General features: G+C 63.6%; 21 protein-coding genes. 10 read left to right on the top strand and 11 right to left on the bottom strand.

Annotation, left to right across the window (positions count from 1 at the left end; genetic code table 11):
- Positions 1–45: 45 nt before the first annotated feature.
- The gene (locus ACMGEZ_RS13865) at positions 46–402 is read left to right on the top strand and encodes a DUF2200 domain-containing protein (protein ID WP_436822951.1); all 357 of its coding nucleotides are present in this window, start codon (positions 46–48) and stop codon (positions 400–402) included.
- A 22-nt stretch (positions 403–424) separates the two neighbouring features.
- Here ACMGEZ_RS13865 and ACMGEZ_RS13860 read toward each other — a convergent pair whose 3' ends face one another.
- A complete protein-coding gene (locus tag ACMGEZ_RS13860; RefSeq protein WP_436822854.1) occupies positions 425–1,183 on the bottom strand; it encodes an FkbM family methyltransferase in 759 nt (252 codons plus the stop codon).
- Between the two features lie 83 nt (positions 1,184–1,266).
- The gene (locus ACMGEZ_RS13855) at positions 1,267–2,517 is read right to left on the bottom strand and encodes a M14 family zinc carboxypeptidase (RefSeq protein WP_436822853.1); all 1,251 of its coding nucleotides are present in this window, start codon (positions 2,515–2,517) and stop codon (positions 1,267–1,269) included.
- Between the two features lie 166 nt (positions 2,518–2,683).
- Here ACMGEZ_RS13855 and ACMGEZ_RS13850 point away from each other — a divergent pair, with 166 nt between their 5' ends.
- On the top strand, positions 2,684–3,208 hold the full coding sequence (locus tag ACMGEZ_RS13850; protein WP_436822852.1) for a nuclear transport factor 2 family protein: 525 nt from the start codon (positions 2,684–2,686) through the stop codon (positions 3,206–3,208).
- 29 nt (positions 3,209–3,237) lie between these two features.
- Here the strand turns inward: ACMGEZ_RS13850 and ACMGEZ_RS13845 are convergent, their stop codons facing one another.
- Entirely contained in the window at positions 3,238–4,515 is a 1,278-nt protein-coding gene (locus ACMGEZ_RS13845; protein ID WP_436822851.1) for an NAD(P)/FAD-dependent oxidoreductase, read from the bottom strand.
- A 43-nt stretch (positions 4,516–4,558) separates the two neighbouring features.
- The gene (locus tag ACMGEZ_RS13840) at positions 4,559–5,473 is read right to left on the bottom strand and encodes a GNAT family N-acetyltransferase (protein ID WP_436822850.1); all 915 of its coding nucleotides are present in this window, start codon (positions 5,471–5,473) and stop codon (positions 4,559–4,561) included.
- A gap of 138 nt (positions 5,474–5,611) precedes the next feature.
- Between ACMGEZ_RS13840 and ACMGEZ_RS13835 the strand changes: the two genes are divergently transcribed.
- The 5 genes from ACMGEZ_RS13835 (at position 5,612) to ACMGEZ_RS13815 (ending at position 9,919) form a co-directional block, all read left to right on the top strand.
- Entirely contained in the window at positions 5,612–6,529 is a 918-nt protein-coding gene (locus ACMGEZ_RS13835) for a LysR family transcriptional regulator (protein ID WP_436822849.1), read from the top strand.
- A gap of 124 nt (positions 6,530–6,653) precedes the next feature.
- Positions 6,654–6,806 (top strand): hypothetical protein, encoded by a 153-nt coding sequence (locus tag ACMGEZ_RS13830; RefSeq protein ID WP_436822848.1) that lies wholly within the window; start codon positions 6,654–6,656, stop codon positions 6,804–6,806.
- A 193-nt stretch (positions 6,807–6,999) separates the two neighbouring features.
- Positions 7,000–7,773: a toll/interleukin-1 receptor domain-containing protein gene (locus tag ACMGEZ_RS13825; RefSeq protein WP_436822847.1), complete on the top strand. Its 774-nt coding sequence runs from the start codon at positions 7,000–7,002 to the stop codon at positions 7,771–7,773.
- Positions 7,774–8,145: 372 nt separating this feature from the next.
- Positions 8,146–8,301: a hypothetical protein gene (locus ACMGEZ_RS13820; protein WP_436822846.1), complete on the top strand. Its 156-nt coding sequence runs from the start codon at positions 8,146–8,148 to the stop codon at positions 8,299–8,301.
- Between the two features lie 622 nt (positions 8,302–8,923).
- The gene (locus ACMGEZ_RS13815; RefSeq protein ID WP_436822845.1) at positions 8,924–9,919 is read left to right on the top strand and encodes a 5'-nucleotidase; all 996 of its coding nucleotides are present in this window, start codon (positions 8,924–8,926) and stop codon (positions 9,917–9,919) included.
- Between the two features lie 714 nt (positions 9,920–10,633).
- On the opposite strand, the gene ACMGEZ_RS13810 is transcribed toward ACMGEZ_RS13815, so the two are convergent.
- A complete protein-coding gene (locus ACMGEZ_RS13810; protein WP_436822844.1) occupies positions 10,634–11,095 on the bottom strand; it encodes a hypothetical protein in 462 nt (153 codons plus the stop codon).
- A 241-nt stretch (positions 11,096–11,336) separates the two neighbouring features.
- On the opposite strand from ACMGEZ_RS13810, the gene ACMGEZ_RS13805 reads away from it, so the two are divergent.
- Positions 11,337–11,681 carry a hypothetical protein gene (locus tag ACMGEZ_RS13805; protein ID WP_436822843.1) on the top strand — a complete coding sequence of 115 codons (345 nt, stop codon included), beginning with the start codon at positions 11,337–11,339 and terminating at the stop codon, positions 11,679–11,681.
- A gap of 349 nt (positions 11,682–12,030) precedes the next feature.
- Here the strand turns inward: ACMGEZ_RS13805 and ACMGEZ_RS13800 are convergent, their stop codons facing one another.
- Entirely contained in the window at positions 12,031–12,465 is a 435-nt protein-coding gene (locus ACMGEZ_RS13800) for a hypothetical protein (protein WP_436822842.1), read from the bottom strand.
- Positions 12,466–12,681: 216 nt separating this feature from the next.
- Between ACMGEZ_RS13800 and ACMGEZ_RS13795 the strand changes: the two genes are divergently transcribed.
- Together ACMGEZ_RS13795 and ACMGEZ_RS13790 are read left to right on the top strand one after the other, a co-directional pair.
- Positions 12,682–13,449, top strand: a complete 768-nt coding sequence (locus ACMGEZ_RS13795) for an esterase/lipase family protein (RefSeq protein ID WP_436822841.1) — start codon at positions 12,682–12,684, stop codon at positions 13,447–13,449.
- Positions 13,450–13,582: 133 nt separating this feature from the next.
- Positions 13,583–13,825, top strand: a complete 243-nt coding sequence (locus tag ACMGEZ_RS13790; RefSeq protein ID WP_436822840.1) for a hypothetical protein — start codon at positions 13,583–13,585, stop codon at positions 13,823–13,825.
- Positions 13,826–13,869: 44 nt separating this feature from the next.
- Here the strand turns inward: ACMGEZ_RS13790 and ACMGEZ_RS13785 are convergent, their stop codons facing one another.
- From ACMGEZ_RS13785 to ACMGEZ_RS13765, 5 genes are all read right to left on the bottom strand, one after another.
- Positions 13,870–14,454, bottom strand: coding sequence for a BPSL1445 family SYLF domain-containing lipoprotein (locus ACMGEZ_RS13785; protein WP_436822839.1), 585 nt, complete (start codon positions 14,452–14,454; stop codon positions 13,870–13,872).
- Between the two features lie 129 nt (positions 14,455–14,583).
- A complete protein-coding gene (locus tag ACMGEZ_RS13780) occupies positions 14,584–15,486 on the bottom strand; it encodes a YihY/virulence factor BrkB family protein (RefSeq protein ID WP_436822838.1) in 903 nt (300 codons plus the stop codon).
- A gap of 24 nt (positions 15,487–15,510) precedes the next feature.
- Positions 15,511–15,990 (bottom strand): YidB family protein, encoded by a 480-nt coding sequence (locus ACMGEZ_RS13775; protein WP_436822837.1) that lies wholly within the window; start codon positions 15,988–15,990, stop codon positions 15,511–15,513.
- Between the two features lie 129 nt (positions 15,991–16,119).
- Positions 16,120–16,500 carry a hypothetical protein gene (locus tag ACMGEZ_RS13770; protein WP_436822836.1) on the bottom strand — a complete coding sequence of 127 codons (381 nt, stop codon included), beginning with the start codon at positions 16,498–16,500 and terminating at the stop codon, positions 16,120–16,122.
- A gap of 28 nt (positions 16,501–16,528) precedes the next feature.
- Positions 16,529–17,059: a hypothetical protein gene (locus tag ACMGEZ_RS13765; protein WP_436822835.1), complete on the bottom strand. Its 531-nt coding sequence runs from the start codon at positions 17,057–17,059 to the stop codon at positions 16,529–16,531.
- Positions 17,060–17,138: the final 79 nt, after the last annotated feature.

Here is a 17,138-nt window from a genome sequence, read left to right as displayed (position 1 = left end):
GTGTGCCCTACGCAAGTCGAAGCCGCAACTCCCGGAGTCGTGTTCATGCCGCAGCAGCATCAGATCTTCAAGACACCGTTTGCAAAGGTGTACCCGATGTACGTTCAAAAGGCCGAGCGCAAGAACCGTACGAAAGAGGAGGTGGATCGAATCGTTTGCTGGCTGACCGGCTACGACCAGGCGGGCCTGCAGCGGCAGATCGAACAGCAGAACGATTTCGCCACCTTCTTTGCCCAGGCCCCGGCCATGAATCCGAACAGCTCGCTGATCAAGGGCGTCGTCTGTGGTGTTCGCGTCGAAGAAGTCGACGATCCGCTCATGCAGAAGATCCGCTACCTGGACAAGCTCATCGATGAACTCGCGAAGGGCAAGAAGATGGAGAAGATCCTGCGGCAGCCGTAGTTCGCACGTCTACGAACGCCGGCTAATTCGACCTTGCGTGATCTTTCTGCGGCAGCGTCGAGTCACCTCTCACGAACAGGAGACTCGGGTTGATCCACGAATGGAGCTGGTAAGCGCGTTCTTCAAGATATTGGAGCACTGGATTGGTGTTCAGGGTGCTGGCCTCTATCCCGTGGACCTCGATAAGGATGAGGCGAGGGGCCCAACGCTTGAAGTCATGGGACTTCAAGATCTCGATGTCGTACCCTTCTGCGTCGACCAGAAGCATCTCCAGGGGCTGATCGCCAAGATGATTGTTCAGTACGTCTTCGAGGCGAAGGACGTCGGTCGAAAATACTTTCGGCTGGATCTGGAGCTTGGCTGCCGCGTCATCGGCGGCCTCTTTATCCATGGTGTTCCAGACGGACGGCTGGTCGAAAACGTAGAAGTTCGCTCTGCCGCGCTCCGGGCCTATGGCGACTTGAAGATTGATGTCTTTTGGCCGTACGCGATCGAACAGGCGTTTGGTGCCGGGGGTCGGGTCGATGTTGATGCAGCGCCAACCGCGCCTGTAGAACAGATAAGTGTTCGAAAATTTTATGGGTCGAAACGAACCCACATCTACGATCCAGCCAGGCCTGACGACAATGCCACGGTCGTGCTTCAACCGATCCAGGAATGAGGCTATATGAACATCTTCGCCGAATTGTGAGAAAGACAGAGTGCGATCTCTCAGGGCTATCAAGCGTTCGAGTACACCGGTTGCCCGGACTTTTTCGGCAGCTTTCCTGAAACGACTCATCTTTGGCCCCCCAAGACAGTTCCGAACTGCTGCGCAGCGAGGAGAGGCGGCAGCCGTAGTTCCGTGGGGCGGCCGCAGGGGGCTCAGTTGCCCAGGTGATCGGGGTCGTCTTCGTCCGCTTCGCCGGGGCCGGTGGCAGGCGGCTGGCCATTGGCCGGCACGACCAGCACGTCGGCCATGTCGGGGCTGAAGCCACCCAGCGTGGGGTCCTTTGCCAGCTGCTCCACGATCGCCATCGAGGCGTGGTAGCCGATCTTCTGGATGTAGCCGCCCGACTTGGTGCCGATGCCGCCGCGCAGCTCCAGCAGCACCGAACCTGAGCCGAGCAGGCCATAGGCGTTGCGAGAAATGCCGGGCTCCGTGCCACCGGGGTAGCGGCTCAGATTGGCATACGGGTACTGGGCCAGGGTCTCCGCAATGATCACCACCACCCGCTTGGCCATGGTTTTGCCGGCATTGAAGCGCGCCAGGGCCGTCGGGTCTACTTCCTGCAGCCGTGCCGCGGTGCCGTCTGCGGTGGGGTAGAGCGTGGAGGCGGTCACCAGCCGGCCGTCGTGCACACGGTCGCCCTGGTGGTGCATGTCGAGCGCCACCACCGGCTTGAACTGGTCGTTGATCCAGCGGACGTTCTTCGCCTCGGGCACCGGGTTGCCTTCGGACACCAGGTACGGCCCGGTGCTGTCGATGTCCTTGGTCTCGCAACTGGTGACGCCGGTGGTGAGGTTCGGATAGTTCGGATTGTCGAGCGGGCACTCGGGCCGGAAGGCGTGATACCGATTAATGTCGTAGCCGCGGCCGCGCTGGTAGAAGGCCGGCAGCGGATTGACGGTGAAGCGCGGGTCGTAGTTCTGCCGCCAGGGCACCTGGTTGCCGTTGGTGTCGGTGAGCGGCGTGCCGTCGGGCATCTCGCCGTCGAAGCCGTCGACGTTGACGCGCGGCACCACCACGACGGTGAGCGAGTTGCGTATCACCTTCGACGCGTTCGAGTTGTTCACCAGCGTGCGCACGAAGTTGACGGCCGAGTCGCTGGTCTCCATTTCGTCGCCGTGCTGCTGCGCGATGATGAGCGCGGCAGTGGGGCCGTTGCCGATCACCACATAGGGCACCAGGCGGCCGGTGTTGCTCTTGTACGGCGCGTAGCGAAGGGTGGCGGCGCCGTTGGAAGTCTGTACGGCGCTTTCGAGCGCCTTCAGCATCTGCGCATAGCTGCGCAGCGAGGCCAGGCTCTCGTTCTCCCCGTTGGGTCCGTTCGGAATGGTGGTGGGCTGGGCCGAGGCCAGGCTTGCGAGGAAAGCTGCAACTGCGGCGACGGCCGCCACTCTGGATTTGAGCATCGCTGACTCCTTCTGATTGTGGTGCCCCGACCGGACGGCGGGACGGTGGATCCTAGGGCGGGGCGGGGCCGCATGCAATGCCCGGACCAGGAACGCACTCGATGGTCCCGGCGCCTGTCGCATTTCTTCAAGATCGAGATGCGCAACGAAGAATAAGCTCGCGTCCATGCCGCGCTCCGAACGAACCCCCGCCAGCCTCCCCGTACCACCGGGTGCAGCAGAGACCCGCGCCGATGCTGCCGCAGATCCAGAGATCGAAGACCTGGTCCTGCGCGCCACGCAGGCCCACGCAGCCTTGATGCGTGGCGACCTGGACCGCTATCGCAGCTCGATCACGGTCACGGACGATTTCACCCTGATGGCGCCGTTCGGCGGCAAGCCGACACGGGCAGCCGAACTTTCGAGCGAGCGGTGGGACTCCATTGCGCGCTTCTTCCGCAACGGCAGAGATTCGACGTTGGAGGTGGTGCAGGCCTATCGCTCGGCCGACATGGTGGTGATCGCCGCCATCGAACGCACGCATGTCGAAGTCGGAGGGCTGCCGGGGCAAGACTGGGCGCTTCGCGTCACGCTCGTTTTCCGCAAGGAGAAGGACCAGTGGATGCTCGCGCATCGTCATGCCGATCCGCTCGTCGAGGGCATCAGCCTGGAACAGGCGGCCGCGCTGTCTGGAAGACACTCCTCGTCATAGCCTTGCATGGCCGTCGTAGTCGGGCGGCTTCAGGCGAGCTTGTCCTTGAGCTGGTAATAGGCCCCTACCAGCGGCAGGAACCACGGGGGCCCGACATGGCCCGGGATCGCGGGCCAGTCGAAGTCCTTCCAGGGATTGAGCTCGGTGCGCCCGTCCATGACCTCCGCCATGATCGTCCCCATCAGGGTCGACATCTGGGTGCCATGGCCGCTGTAGCCCATCGAGTAGTAGATGCCGTTGCGCTCGCCGGCGCGTGGCAGCCGGTCACGAGTCATGTCGACCATGCCACCCCAGCAATAGTCGATGCGTGCGGCGCGAAGCTCGGGGAACACGTCGTGCAGCGCGGCCCGCAGGATCGCGCCGCTCTTCTCGTCCGAGTTCGGATTGGAAACGGCGAAGCGGGCGCGTCCACCGAAGAGCAGCCGGTTGTCGGGCGTCGTCCGGAAGTAGTTGACCAGGTTCTTCGTATCGACCGCCATTCGGCGCCGCGGCAACAGCCGGTCGAGCGTCTCTGTCGGCAGTGGTTCGGTGACGATCAGGAACGCGCCGACCGGCACGATGCGGCGCCGGATCCAGCCCAGCGGGCCCGTCTGCGAGGTTCCGCTCGCCAGCAGAACCTGCCTGGCGTTGAACCGGCCCTTCGGCGTGTCGAGCTCATGGCCTCCGCCGGGCGCGGGTCGCAGGCCGGTCATCGGCGTGTGCTCGTGCATCTGGACGCCACGCCGCGCCGCCGCTTCTGCCAGGCCGCGGACGAAGCGCCCGACGTGCATGCCGGCGCCTTTGCGGTAGATGAGTCCGCCGTAGAAGCGATCCGACCCCACCTCCCCGGCCAGGTTTGCACGGCTCACCATCTCCGTGTCGGGGTCGACGTTGGCGGCCAGCAGTTCCTGGCTGCGCGCCAGCTTGTCGTAGTGCTCGGGCTTGGCAGCGAGCTTGATCTTGCCAACGCGCGCGAAGCTGCAGTCGATCTTCTCTTCCGCCACCAGGCGCTCGACCGTATCGACTCCGGCATCGAACGCGCGATACAGGCGGTTGGCGACGTCCTTGCCGAGCTTGGCCGACATCGTGCCGTAGTCCTGGGCAAAGCCGTTGTTGCACATGCCGCCGTTGCGACCCGAGGCGGCGTGCCCGATGGTCTCGGCTTCCAGAAGCACGACGCGTGCACCCTTCTTGGCAAGCGCCAGCGCAGCCGAACAGCCCGTCAGGCCGCCGCCGATCACCGCCACGTCGCAGTTGCCCTGCACCGGTCCCGCAGCGGAACTGCGGAAGGGCTCCGAGGTGTCCAGCCAATACGAGGTCAGCTTCATAACGGCCTTTCCAGCGTCTTCGAGCGCAGCATCGCGATATCTCCTAGTTGAACGACTGGTTGGCCAGCGCGAACATGCGTGCTGGCCCCGCCGGCGGGATGTGCGGCCCCTTCACCATGGTGATGGCATCGCCGACCTGGTGCAGCCCAATGCTTTCGAGCCAGTCCCCGAGCTGCGAGGCGGCAGCGGTGTCGACACGGACGAACACCTGGCCGAGACGTGCGAGCGCGGCTTCGATCAAGGTGCGCGCATCGGCCGCACTTTCGGCGACCACGGGACCGATGACGTAACCGCGGCCGAACAGGCGCGAGAGGGCATAGCCGCACGGCTCGCCGTCACGCACGAGCACGTGGCCCTCACCTGCCTGGATGAGCCCGTCGAGCATCTGCCGCCTGGCCCAGCCCGTGGCCTGCTGATCGAGACGCGCCACCGCCTCGACATCCGATGGCGCCATTGCCCTGACCAGGCTGCCCGGTGGCGCCTGGGGGTGCGCGTCGGGAACGCCTTGATGCTGTTGAATGACGCCGATGCGGACAAAGCCGCGCCTTTCATAAAGCGCCAGGCCTTCGGCCGTCGAGTTCAGCGTGAGGGTCCGCGGGTGCGCCGCTGTCAGCAGCGCATCCATCAGCCGGGCGCCGTGGCCACGGCCTTGGGCAGCCTTGGCGACGATGATCATCCCGGCTGAAGCATGGTCCTCGCCGTAGGCCCACCAGGCCGCAGTCGCGATCACTTTGCCGGCGCCGTCGCGGAGCACGAAGCCCTGGCCGAGCTCGAGCGCGAAGGCCCAGTCCTCGAGCCGATAGGGCCAGGACATCTCTTGCGAAAGCGCAAGGGCGCCTTCCAAGTGTTCCGTGCCAAACGGGACCAGCGACACCTCGTCGTGCGGCAGGCGTGGATTCCCCGGCGTCGTCGCAATCGCTTCGGCTTGCGCCTGCTTTCTGGCTGTGGCCTGGCCCAATGTCGTGCTCCGGTTGCTTGTCCGATGCGGCCTGCCGGATGCGGACCGGCGCCGCCCAAGTGAGATGACCGGATGTTGCGCCTGATCGACTGAACCTACAATTTATCGAACCTGCATAGCGAGTTAAGGTGCCACTGAATGATCAGCTCCGAGGACCTGCGCTTCTTCAACGTTCTGGCCCAGTCCGCGTCGCTCGCTGAAGCTGCCCGGAAGATGGATGTCACGCCGCCGGCCGTCACCCAGCGCCTGCAAGCATTGGAAGCGCGGATCGGCATCCGGCTGATCGACCGTTCCGGCCGCAGGCTGGTCCTCACCGACGAAGGCGATCTGGTCGCATCGCACGGCACCATCGTGGCCGATGCGCTGGAGGCGCTGTCCGAGGCATTGGCCAATCGCAAGAAGTCCGTCAGCGGACATCTGCGCATAGCCGCCCCGCACGGCTTCGGCCGGGTGCATGTCGCACCGGTGGTCGATGCGTTTGCAAAGGCGCATCCTGGCGTGACGGTGACCCTGGAGCTTGCCGACCATCCCGGCGCGCACCTGCTCGAGAGCAGCGACGTCATCGTCCACATCGGACCGCCGGGTGCCCAGAACCAGATCGTCACGACGCTGGCACCGAACCGGCGCATCCTCTGCGCCAGCCCGGACTATCTCGCCAGTGCTTCGCCGATCCAGATGCCTTCAGACTTGTTGCGGCATCGATGCCTGGTGCTGAGAGAGAACGACGAGGACGTCACGCTGTGGCGCTTCGTGCACGCTTCGCGCGAGTCGGAGACCGTCCGCATCCGTCCCACCATGTGCAGCAATGACGGCGCAGTGGTGCGCGACTGGGCGGTGGCAGGGCGGGGCGTCGCGATACGGTCGGAGTGGAACGTCGCTGCCGATCTTGCAGCCGGTCGGCTCAAGCGGGTGCTTGCGAACTGGGATGTTCCTGCGGCCGACGTCGTCGCCATGCTGGGCACCCGCTTCGGGCGCAGTGCGCGGGCTACGGCTTTTCTGGCGATGTTGCGCCAATCGCTTGCGCCGCCACCTTGGAGGAGGAGGGCGGTGCGATGACGACGCTGCTGGCCGAATAGCCTGGACGATAGATTTCCTGCGTAAGCGAGACTTTGTGCCTCGCCTCGAGGGCCAGGCTCCACCAACAATCGCGGCCTCATAAGAACAACCGGAGGCCCGCCCCGTGCCCACGAGCCAAGAACGACAACAACGCGGCAGATCCGCGAAGACCCTCGTCGCCGTCATCGCCATCGCCCTCTCGCTGAGCGGCTGCAGCACGATGGTGGCGTACACCCCCAAGGCGAACGCGCCCCTCCAGACCCTGAAGTACACCTAGGGCGTCGGCACCCTCGCCGAAAGGAACGAGACCCACGAGATCTTCATGTACCCGACGTTTCGCACGCAGGGTACGACCATGCCGACCTTCACCATTCGGCTACGCCAACAACAGCGGCGAGGCCATCGACTTCACGCCGGACAACGTCAAGGCCTTCTTCCGCGGCCAGCCGGTGCCGATCTAGCCTTCACTGATGTCTTACAGCGACGAAGAGTTCAACTACGGGCCTGTGATAGTGCTCCGCGGTAAACACAAGGGCCGGATCGGCGAGTTCGACGACGACACAGTCCGTGGGGGCAAGTTGCATGCGATCGTCAAGTTCACGCACCCTCTGATCACAGCGCACTACACCTACATTCCCGTTCACTATCTTGACGCGCCAAACACCCGGCAGTTGATGGCGCGATTTGATGAACTGTTCTGGCTGCTGTCACCATTCAGAGGGCGGTCGGTCGACGGCGAGGCCCGAGTCTCGGCGCTTGAAGAATTTGCATACGTGTCAAACCTACTAAGCGATCGCATGTTCTCCGCTCAGTTTGAAAAAGGCCCCAATGGGGCCAAGGTGTTCATATCGCACTCGTCGATTGACAAACAGTTTGTTAGGGGCTTGGCAGTTGATCTGGCTGCTAAGGGTCACCAACCTTGGCTTGATGAATGGCAAATTCTCGCGGGCGAGTCCATCGTGGAACGAGTTGGCTCAGGAGTTGAAAATGCAGACCTTATGGTTGTTGTCCTCTCTCGCGCAGCGGTAGCATCAAAGTGGGTCGAGAACGAGTGGCAGGCGAAGTACTGGACTGAAGTAGGCGAACGACGGGTGGCGGTTATCCCGGTTGTGCTCGATGATTGCGAGGTGCCAACCCTTCTGCGCCCAAAGAGGTATGTGGACTTTCGCCACGACTATACGTCTGCTCTTGAGTTGCTAATAAAGTCCATCGCTGGGCACTATGGACGAACGGGCAAGGGTTAACAGCTCAGTAGGGAGGACAGTTGATCGGCTACTCCGACCGGCTGCCGCTCATCTCGAACATCTGGCGCCGTAAATGCACACTTCACCGGTCCCGGCTTGGCTCGCCCTTCGCACGCCTGCTTTTGATCATCCGGAGCGGCTGTCTGCTTACAGCGTCGCTCGGGACTCTTGGGTGTCGGGCCTTAAGGACGCTTGCCGTGCGACGAGAGCACCACTGTTGCGTTGCGTGGTTTTCAGTTCGAAAATCCACCAGACGACGTACTTCAATCGCTGAAGGAGCGAAGCTTCATGGTCAACACTAGGATCTGTGAATACGTCAGGTTAGACGCGGACGTGTCGGTGGATAGGGCTATTCTGACCGAACTCAACTCCATGAAGGTTGAAGACCTGGAGCTCGAATTCGTTGCAGCCTGCGCTGCTCTTGATCTGTCTGGTGTTGTGGAGAATCTGCAACTCTTGCTTGGTCTGAGGATGAGAAATCCATTAAAGAGTTTGCGTACGGGAAGTCGTTCGCCGTTCGATTGCTGATTGCAACGCTTCAAAAGTCGTGCGCTAACAGGATCACCGATTTGGCTGGTCATACTCGGTGGCGGCGCAAGGCGACGCATAGTCCTCACTCCAGCGGAGCGCAAACGGTCGGCCGTTCAGCTCGTTAGCCGATCAACTCCTTTCACCTTAGCCGTATGCTGAAGACCTTTGATTCGTTCCGTAGCCACTGCCACTTGCTCAGAGGCAAGGTTCTTTACACCGGGGTCAGGGGAAGGCCATTCCGTGTTGAAGTTGAAGGCGGCGCTGTCTTCTTCGTTCCTGAGTCTTCTGGAAAGCGCCGGACAGCGAGCAGCGAGAAGACGGAACGTGTGCTTTCTCTCCTCGCGGAGTCTAACGAGTGGTCGCCGGGAAAGTACCAAGCGATCACGTATCACGCCTCATACATCCTTGCGGTTGCACAGCATGCAAGGGGCCTAACAAGTCCTTGACTGCCCTGGGCCGCGCTGTATGCCGTGCATTGCACGTCGGGGATCGGCGATGGGGCGACAGCCCCTGGCCCGAGCGGAACTCCAAGTAGCGAGTTCTGTGACTACTTTCGCTGCGAAGCCGATATTGTGTGAGCCTACACCTCGTATGTGAGCTCTGCTAAGAAGGAACTGACGTGCCATACCCGATCGATCGCAAGTTGGTGGTTGCAGTCTCCAGTCGTGCCGTGTTTGATCTGGAAGAGGCGAACGGAGTGTATGACCGGGAAGGCGTCGAAGCCTACCGAGACTACCAGCGAAAACGTCTGGACGAGAGGCTTGCAAAGGGTGTCGCATTCCCATTTGTGAAGCGGCTCCTCGCGCTAAATGACCTTTATCCGAGCCAGAAGCCGGTAGAAGTAGTGGTCCTTTCTCGGAACAGCCCTGAGACCGCTCGCCGGTTCTTTAGGTCGTGTAAGGAATATCGACTCGACATTTCCAGGGGAGCGTTTCTCTCAGGTCAAGACCCGTATCCCTTCGTTCGCCCGTTCAATGCCGCTGTCTTTCTAAGCGCCAATGCAGATGACGTCGTCGCTGCGACCGAGGCGGGCTTGCCCGCAGGACTTGTCCTTCCAGGCGCAGCAGAGGACGACGAGGGCGATCACGAGTTTCGTATCGCGTTTGACTTTGATGGCGTTCTTGCCGATGACAAGGCTGAGATTGTGTATGGCGACGGAAGACTGGATCTCTTTCACCAGCACGAGGTCGAAAAATCGGCAATCCCCCATGACCCGGGGCCACTTAATGACCTGTTCACCAAAATCGGATACTTTCAACGTTTGGAGGCCAAGAGGGCGGCGGAAGACCGAAGCTACAGGCCTGCGATGCGAGTCGCAATCGTGACTGCACGGAATCACCCTGCAGACGAACGCTTGGTAACCACACTTGACGACTGGGGAATGAATGCAGCCGAGCTTTTCCTTATGGGTGGGATTGAGAAGAGACGCGTCCTAGAGGTGTTTAAGCCTCACATATTCTTTGATGATCAACGCGTCCATCTCGACGCAGCTTCCGCGGTTGTGCCCTCCGTCTGGATACCCTTTGGATTTAGAAACAAGGAGCAAGTTGAAGCCGCGGTCCACGAAGTCGCTGCAAAGGTTCAGCATGTGCAAGATGGCGTTGCGGCGAAGTGAACTCGAGGATTTTCTTCCGCTAGACGGCAGTCGGCACACGAGCGCCCGAATTCCAACGGCGGAATCTACGGTGCAGCAACAAGCCAGGACTAGTGGCGAGGCCGCAACTCACGTTCGGTAACCAAGCGTCTGTAGAGGACTCCTAGCACCTTGACCGGAGCCTCCTACGCCGGAGCCGATTGGCGACCAGTGCATCCGGCTGTCTTCCAACGGCAGCATTGAACGGATTAATGCTGCAATGGATGCGCCTTCGCGCGCGCACTTCCGATGACCGTGAAGGGTTAGCCGAATCGAAGCGCGTCCGCAAACGTACACGAACCGCCCGACAGTTTGAGGGATTCCAAGATCGACCCCTGACCTTCTTGCCCCCGAATGAAAACGGCCCGGGGGCCTTTCTTGACCTTTGCCCAGCGCCTCAGGCTTTTCGGCAGCTTTCAGCCAGTCCTTTTCCAACGGCGTGAGTTGACCTGCCATCACTGTCCAGGGCAGTCCACGCGTACCCCGTCCTTTGAAGGAAGTGACGCCTGTCCCTAGGGTGTACCCTAGGCGTTTCGCAAGTAGCGCAACCTCAGCAGCCTCGTTCAGCGCGGCTTGAGAGTCGAGGTCGTCCATGTGAAGCGAATACGCTGTCTTTCGGCCGCGAAGGCGCTCAGGTATCCGCTCAGGTTCATAGGCATAGTTATCTCGGTCTGCGGCCCAATTACGCTGTCTAGCTCAGGGTGCAGCGGTCGGCAGTCGAAGCGTCTGAACTGCTCCGTAGCTGACACACGCGATCCCGAGGATGGACGTGACGTAAGCCAGGCAGATGCCGATCCGTATCGCTTTGCCGATCCATGGGGGCCCATTCATCATCCTCACTTCCGTGGCTTGGGGATTGAAGGATTCGCGCCACTGCTTGTGCACGGCGAGCTGGCCAAGGAGCACAAGGAACGTGATGCTGAGGGCTAGGATCATGCCGATGGTCAGCAGGTACCAACCATTGCGGATGGCGAACAGGCCGTACGGCGCCAGTGAGGGCACCGGCTTGTCGCTCAGGAAAGCGCCAATGGTGATGCTCAGGATACCTCCGTCAACGAGCAGCAGGAAGTTGCAGAACGTCCCGATCCGGTTCCCTAGATCGATCATGTGAGTATTGAAGAGCGTCGCCGCACCAGTGTCGAGCGGTTGAATTGCCACAGCGTCACCTCCTGAGGTTATGGAGCGCGCAGTCTATGCGCCAACGTCCAGGCGCCGACCTCCGCGGCCAAACCTTGAACAAGGGCGCTCCTTGTGAGTGAACTGCGGAGGAGGCTCCAGGCCGATCACTTGCTGCGCTCCCCAGCGTAGGGTCCCTCCGACAGCAACCGGGGCCCACCTCGCACAGCACGAGCCCGTCGCAGGCGCCAAATGAAGTCGTAGTTCGCTTCAAGGAAACACTATGTCCACGATCAACACCGCGCTCGCCGCGACTTGCCTGGCGCTCGCATCCTTCTGTGCCACGGCCCAGACGGGAGCACCGGGAGCAACGGGAGCACCCCCCACCCACCCCGCGACCGGCGGCAGCGACGCAACGTCCACACCGAGTCCGACCACCCCTCCCACGCATCCGGCAGGTGGCACCAGCGGCGCCACCCCTGACGCCACACGCAAGCAGAACCAATCGGGCGACGCCTCCAAGGAATCCGCGGCCGCGCGGGACAGTGCAACGCGTGCCAATGCCCGCAGCACCGATCCGGCGGCGAAGGACAACATGCCGAAGCACCCAGCCGCGCAGCCGAAGTAACGACTGCCGGAATTGGACTGGTAGGTCAGCGCGAGTTCGGCCGCGTATGCCTCGATCATTCGGGAGCGTTGGCTGACCCCCGTGCGTGTGCGCATGAATTGCGGCGCTCAAGTGCTCAATGCGTGCGCACCAATTCATGCTCCGCGATCGAGCGCCAATAGAGTGCCTCGAGCAAGACAGGCAGAGACCCGCAGACACCTGAACTGCTAGGGGACCAATCGAGCGCCTGTCTTCCAACGGCAGCACCGAACGGATCACGCCTCGGGTGACGCTGTACGAACAGGGACCTTCCATCCCTCTGTGCTGAACGAAAGCCGCAGTGTCCGCTCTACGAAAAACGCAGAGCCACCTACTCAAACCCCTTGAACTCCACCACCGCCCTCACATACCGCGCCTCTTCCTGCGGCGTCAGCGTCGCCTCGATCTCATCCAGCTCGAGCCGCTCCAGGTCATACGCAACCCACTCAAAAAGATGCGAGGCCGGCATGTCCGCCAGATCATCCTCATCCACCCAAGGCTGCAGCCGCACCGGCGCACTGTCCAGCAGCATGCGCAGGTAGATCGCCCGCTTGATCTTCAGCTCGACGCGCTCCTCCGGCGTCATGGCCAGCCGCAGCATCGTGAGCTGGTTCTCCCATGCGACCACGCTGCGCGCGCGTTCCTCCAACCGGGCCGCCCCTGCGTGCGCGCGTGACAACCAGGCGACCCGCCGGCATTGCTCGACGACCCTGGCGTGAGCCAAGCCTTGCAAACTCCGCAGTGCGGTCTGGACGATGGGGTGCATGGTGGAAGCTATCAAACAGTCGGCAGGCCGGCCTCACGAGTAGGACGATGAACACTCCGAGCGACATCGAAGGCGCACTTCATGTCAAAAGACATAGCGGCAATGGCTCATCCAAGTACGGCAAATCCGCCTACGCAGTGGATGGCTGCTGTCCCAGCGGATTCCCTGGCTCGCGCCCTACCTTTGTCCGCTTCAGATCAGAAACGGGAGAACCACATGCCAATCACAGCCACCGCGGCGCGTCCGCCCTCCAAGTTCCTGCTGCTGGCCGAAGGCCGGGCGGTATGGGAAGCCGGCGCGACGCTCGCGCTCTGGCCGCTGCTTCAGTTCGCGCCTCGCGGCGACGGCCACACGGTGATCGTGCTGCCCGGCCTCGGCGCGAGCGACGGGTCGACGGAGATGCTCCGCAAGTTCCTCGAGACTCGGGGCTACACGGTCGAAGGCTGGGGCCTCGGCACCAACTGCGGGCCTCGGCCGGGCGTGGAAAAGGGCCTGCTGGACTTGCTTCGCCGCCGGCACGAAAGCTCGGGCAGCAGGGTGAGCCTGGTGGGCTGGAGCCTCGGCGGCGTGTTCGCGCGGATGCTGGCCTCGAAGTCGCCCGAGTCGGTGCGTGGCGTGGTCACGCTGGGCAGCCCCCTGCACGGCAGCCCGAAGGCCACGCGCGCGGCCAAGGTGTACGAGCTGCTGAGCGGCCGGTCGGCCCACGACCCCAGGCGCCAGAAGTGGGTGCGGCCGACGCCGCTGGTGCCCGCCACGTCGATCTTCAGCCGCTCGGACGGAATCGTGTCCTGGCGCAGCAGCTTCCAGGAAGCGACGCCGTTCACAGAGAACATCGAGGTCGAGGCGAGCCACCTGGGCCTGGGCGTTCACCCGGCGGTGTTCTATGCGGTGGCAGACCGGTTGTCGCAGCCGGAAGAGGGGTGGGCCCCCTTCGCGGCCCCGGCGAGCCTGCGCCCGTTCTATCCCGACCCCGCGCGGCCTTGAGCCGCACGGCCGCTCCGAAGGCGAATAGCACCGCAGCCCAAGGCGAAGCTACTCCAGTGATCCCGCGGCCTGCTTGCCCGCTGTAGGCGTTTACCTCTGGCGCTCTTGTTCACTCGGATCTACCCTGTTTCCCATGACCGACCAATACCGCCGTCTTGCCGTTTTCGTGGACCGGCCGAGTCCGGGCAACTTCAACTGGATCCTCCTGGAGAGCACGGACGACCCAGCCGTCTGGCTCGACCTGGAGACGGGCGACGAGACCTACGACAACTGGCGTGAGGCCTACGACGCCGGCAACGAGGCGCTGATGGCTTACGTCGACGACGAGCTCGAAGGCCCGGTGGAGACATCCCCGGGCGATAGCGACGCCGAGTGATCGGACCAGCGGGACCTGCGAGGCCGCCGGCTGCGGCGCAGGCCCTAGAGCCGAACCTCGGCGATCCTCGCGCCCTGGAGCGAAACGCCGGCTTCCAGGCCCACGTTGGTCAGCACGAAGCCGACGACCGGCTGGCGCATCGTGTTGGTGTCGATCCTGCCGTTGGCGCCGACGGTCGCAGCGGCGACGCTGGCATCCACCCCTGCCGTCCAGCCCCTGCTGTTGCGGAACTTGTCCAGCGCGTCCTGGGTGGTGAACACATAGATGATCGCCCTCGAATGCCCACCGGCCTGGAAGCCGATCGAGCCCGCCGTCGTGCTGTAGTAGGCCTGCGTGCGGTTGCCCACGCGCAGCGCGCCGCGGCCGTACTCGGCGCCGATGCCCAGGCTTCCCCCAACCACCGACGGGAACACGAGCACGCCGCGTGACCTGGCGATCAGCTCGCGCGAATCCGGCACGGTGTCGTAGAGCTTGGAGAGGGTGGCGTCGACCTGCGCATCGATGGACGCACGCGACGAAGTGGCGCTTGCGCGGTCGTCAGGGCGCGTCGTGGTGCAGCCGACGAAGGCCGCGCTGCAGGCGGCGAGCGCCGCCATGGTGCAAAGGGTTCGGAGCTTGTTGGTGTTCATGGCCGGTCCTTTCCGAACCCCAAGATGCGACCCCTGGCGGCCATTGGTGCCGGCCGCTTGCGCATCAAGGTGTAGGACGATCCGCGCCGCCGCTCGTCCCTCCGGCATGCGGGCCATCCGCATCGCCTTTCACGCAGGCGAAGATTCAGGTCGATTGACCGGTGGCGTCACCTTCTCGCGAAGCACGCCGTTGATCTCGGCGCCGAAGATCAGCGTGGTGGCGCTGATGTACAGGAACACCAGCGTCGCGACCATCCCTGCAAAGCTCCCGTACAGCAGTGCCAGCTTTCCGGCGGTGCGCAGCGTGTAAGACAGCGTTGCGGCAGCCGTCACCCACAGCGCCGCGCCCACCAGGGCGCCCGGCAATACGGTGTACAGCCGCTGGGGAATGTCGGGCAGCCAGCCGTACAGCAGCGCGTACAGCGCTGTCAGCGTCAGATAGGCCAGGCCGTAACGCACGCTGCGGTGCATCCAGAGTGCCTCTTGCCGATCCCCGGCACTGGCCTCTATCAGCTGCCACACGTAGGGCATGACGATCACCGAGCTGAACGCAGCCAGCACTCCAAGCCCCACGACGCAGGTGAACAGCGTGACCTTCAGGCGCGCTTTCCAGAACGAGAGGCCGCGCTCGATGCCGTACGAGCGGTTGAGCGCCGTGCGCACCGCCTGCATGCCCGAAGAGGCCGTCCACAGCGTAGCCAGCACGCCGATGGTCAGCAGGGCCTGGTTGCGCTGCGCCAGCACCTGGTCGATGACGGGCTGCATGGCGTCGCGCACCAGCTGCGGCGCATAGTCCGTCACGCGCCGCGCCAGCGCCGCCACGTCGCCAGGCTGCCCGACGTAGGCAGCGGCGGCCGACACCAGGATCAGCAGCGGGAACATCGCCAGCACCCACGAGAACGCCAGGCTGCCCGCCTGGTTTGCACTCTGGTGCTGGATGTAGTTGCGTATTGCGAGCACGACGACGCCCAGTCCGGGCGCAGCCAACACGGCGCGCCGCACGCGGCTCCAGGCATCGCTCAGGAGGCTCACGACCGGCCTCCGCGCGAGCAGCCGCTATGAGAGCCGCCGCAGATAGTCGTCCACGCTCGCCGAGAGCTGCTCGCCTGCGGGCAGGCTGCCTCCGGGCGTGAAATGGTCGACCACTTCAGGCAGCAGTTCGGACAGGCCGCTGCGTGCCTCGTCGTCGCCGATGCCCGCCTGCTGCGCGATCTGGTGCAGCTGGTCGTGGCCCAGCACCTCGTCGATCGCGTGGGGCGGCAGCGCTTCGTTCGCGCCGGTGCCGACCCAGGAGTCGGCCTGCCGGCCGTAGCCCCGCTGCGTGAGCTGGCCGAGAAGGTCGCCGAGGCCCCCGCTGCCTCCGGCACCTCCTTGCTGGCCGCGCTGGCTCAGCATGCCGAGCACCACCGGCAGCAGCGCCATCAGCACGGGGCTCATGCCGCCGCCGCCGAACCGACCGCCGCCGCCGAGCTGACCGCCACGGCGACCGAGCGCGTTGCCGGCAAGGCCGCCGAGGATCTGGGTAAGCAGTCCCATGACCAACTCCTTGATTGAACTGCAGCCAGCGTCGTGCGAGGGGCACTGCACCCCTATAGGACAACGCCTCCAAACGCGCGAGGCGAAACACAGCGACCGGCGAGGCTGCAGCCCCGCTCGAAGGCCACCCTATCCCGCCACCAGAAAGCGGACGATAAGGCCCAGGCAGCCTGCAGCGATGAAAGCCGCGACCGTCGTTGTGACCAGGCCGAGGGTTCCGTCGGTGCTTTGCTGCGACGCCTGCACAGTAGCGCTGGATATCGTCGCCGCCGCCGTCTCGAACGCGGGGCTGAACGGGTTGTAGAGCGCGCCGCCGGGGCTTGCGAAATCCGGCACGGTACCCTCGGCATCGACACGGTCGAGCTGCTGGCCCGTGCCGGAATCGATGAAGGGCGCCTTGCCGCTCTCGGCCGCCGACAAAGCGCCGGCTGGGGCCAGCAAAAGCGTTGCCAGGCACAGGCCTGCCCGTGCCTGGCGCGCTCGATGCTTTCTGTTTCCGCTGGCCACCATGGAGCTCTCCTGGGTTGGCGCGGCGCACTTACCGCTTGTTGCCCGTCAGCCTGTGCGCCTGATGATTGCCGAAGGTTAGCGGAGAAGCCGTGCAACTGAGCACAATCGCCCCGGAGGTGATGACGACGCTTGCAGTGTCCGATGTGCCCGGCTCTCCGGCATCGACGAAGGTGAAGCTGATCGTCGCGGGCTGGCCATTGAAGGTTCCGGTGCCTTCGCCCACGAAGGTGTCGAAGGGCGCGGTAGGCGGTTTCTGGTCGATGGCTGGGTCGTCGCTGCAGAGGCCTTTGGTCAGCGTGGTCAGGTGGAAGTTGTCGCCACCGGAGAAGTTGATCTGGAGGTTGTTGGGCTCCGCCGGATCGGCGCCTTCGAACGCGCCGCCGGTTCCGCAGTGCAACTCGAATCCGTGGGTCACTCTTTGGGACCCACCGTAGTAGGGGCAGAAAAAGCTGCCACCGCCAGTCATTCGGCCCGCTTCGTGGGCCCATGCAGAACTGATCGTCAGCGCCGCGAGTGCTGCGCCAGCGCAGAGCACGGCTTTACCGAGAGGTTTGTTCATGATCTTCCCCTTGCCCCGCCACGGGCGGTGATACCAGGGCCAAAGCCGATCAACCCAGAAAACTGAACATGTCCACCGA

The sequence above is a fragment of the Variovorax stachyos genome (assembly GCF_051400855.1).
Lineage (GTDB): Bacteria > Pseudomonadota > Gammaproteobacteria > Burkholderiales > Burkholderiaceae_C > Variovorax.
Note: the sequence above shows the minus strand (reverse complement) of the source record. Positions and strands in the feature narration are given on the sequence as shown.

What these genes read in the sequence shown, in the direction of transcription:
- ACMGEZ_RS13835 (WP_436822849.1), top strand. Translation starts at nt 5,612, where the DNA reads ATGATCAGCTCCGAGGACCTGCGCTTCTTCAACGTTCTGGCCCAGTCC.
- ACMGEZ_RS13775 (WP_436822837.1), bottom strand. Translation starts at nt 15,990, where the DNA reads ATGGGACTGCTTACCCAGATCCTCGGCGGCCTTGCCGGCAACGCGCTC.
- ACMGEZ_RS13790 (WP_436822840.1), top strand. Translation starts at nt 13,583, where the DNA reads ATGACCGACCAATACCGCCGTCTTGCCGTTTTCGTGGACCGGCCGAGT.
- ACMGEZ_RS13765 (WP_436822835.1), bottom strand. Translation starts at nt 17,059, where the DNA reads ATGAACAAACCTCTCGGTAAAGCCGTGCTCTGCGCTGGCGCAGCACTC.
- ACMGEZ_RS13820 (WP_436822846.1), top strand. Translation starts at nt 8,146, where the DNA reads ATGAAGGTTGAAGACCTGGAGCTCGAATTCGTTGCAGCCTGCGCTGCT.
- ACMGEZ_RS13785 (WP_436822839.1), bottom strand. Translation starts at nt 14,454, where the DNA reads ATGAACACCAACAAGCTCCGAACCCTTTGCACCATGGCGGCGCTCGCC.
- ACMGEZ_RS13845 (WP_436822851.1), bottom strand. Translation starts at nt 4,515, where the DNA reads ATGAAGCTGACCTCGTATTGGCTGGACACCTCGGAGCCCTTCCGCAGT.
- ACMGEZ_RS13800 (WP_436822842.1), bottom strand. Translation starts at nt 12,465, where the DNA reads ATGCACCCCATCGTCCAGACCGCACTGCGGAGTTTGCAAGGCTTGGCT.
- ACMGEZ_RS13855 (WP_436822853.1), bottom strand. Translation starts at nt 2,517, where the DNA reads ATGCTCAAATCCAGAGTGGCGGCCGTCGCCGCAGTTGCAGCTTTCCTC.
- ACMGEZ_RS13770 (WP_436822836.1), bottom strand. Translation starts at nt 16,500, where the DNA reads ATGGTGGCCAGCGGAAACAGAAAGCATCGAGCGCGCCAGGCACGGGCA.
- ACMGEZ_RS13795 (WP_436822841.1), top strand. Translation starts at nt 12,682, where the DNA reads ATGCCAATCACAGCCACCGCGGCGCGTCCGCCCTCCAAGTTCCTGCTG.
- ACMGEZ_RS13860 (WP_436822854.1), bottom strand. Translation starts at nt 1,183, where the DNA reads ATGAGTCGTTTCAGGAAAGCTGCCGAAAAAGTCCGGGCAACCGGTGTA.
- ACMGEZ_RS13850 (WP_436822852.1), top strand. Translation starts at nt 2,684, where the DNA reads ATGCCGCGCTCCGAACGAACCCCCGCCAGCCTCCCCGTACCACCGGGT.
- ACMGEZ_RS13805 (WP_436822843.1), top strand. Translation starts at nt 11,337, where the DNA reads ATGTCCACGATCAACACCGCGCTCGCCGCGACTTGCCTGGCGCTCGCA.
- ACMGEZ_RS13825 (WP_436822847.1), top strand. Translation starts at nt 7,000, where the DNA reads ATGTCTTACAGCGACGAAGAGTTCAACTACGGGCCTGTGATAGTGCTC.
- ACMGEZ_RS13865 (WP_436822951.1), top strand. Translation starts at nt 46, where the DNA reads ATGCCGCAGCAGCATCAGATCTTCAAGACACCGTTTGCAAAGGTGTAC.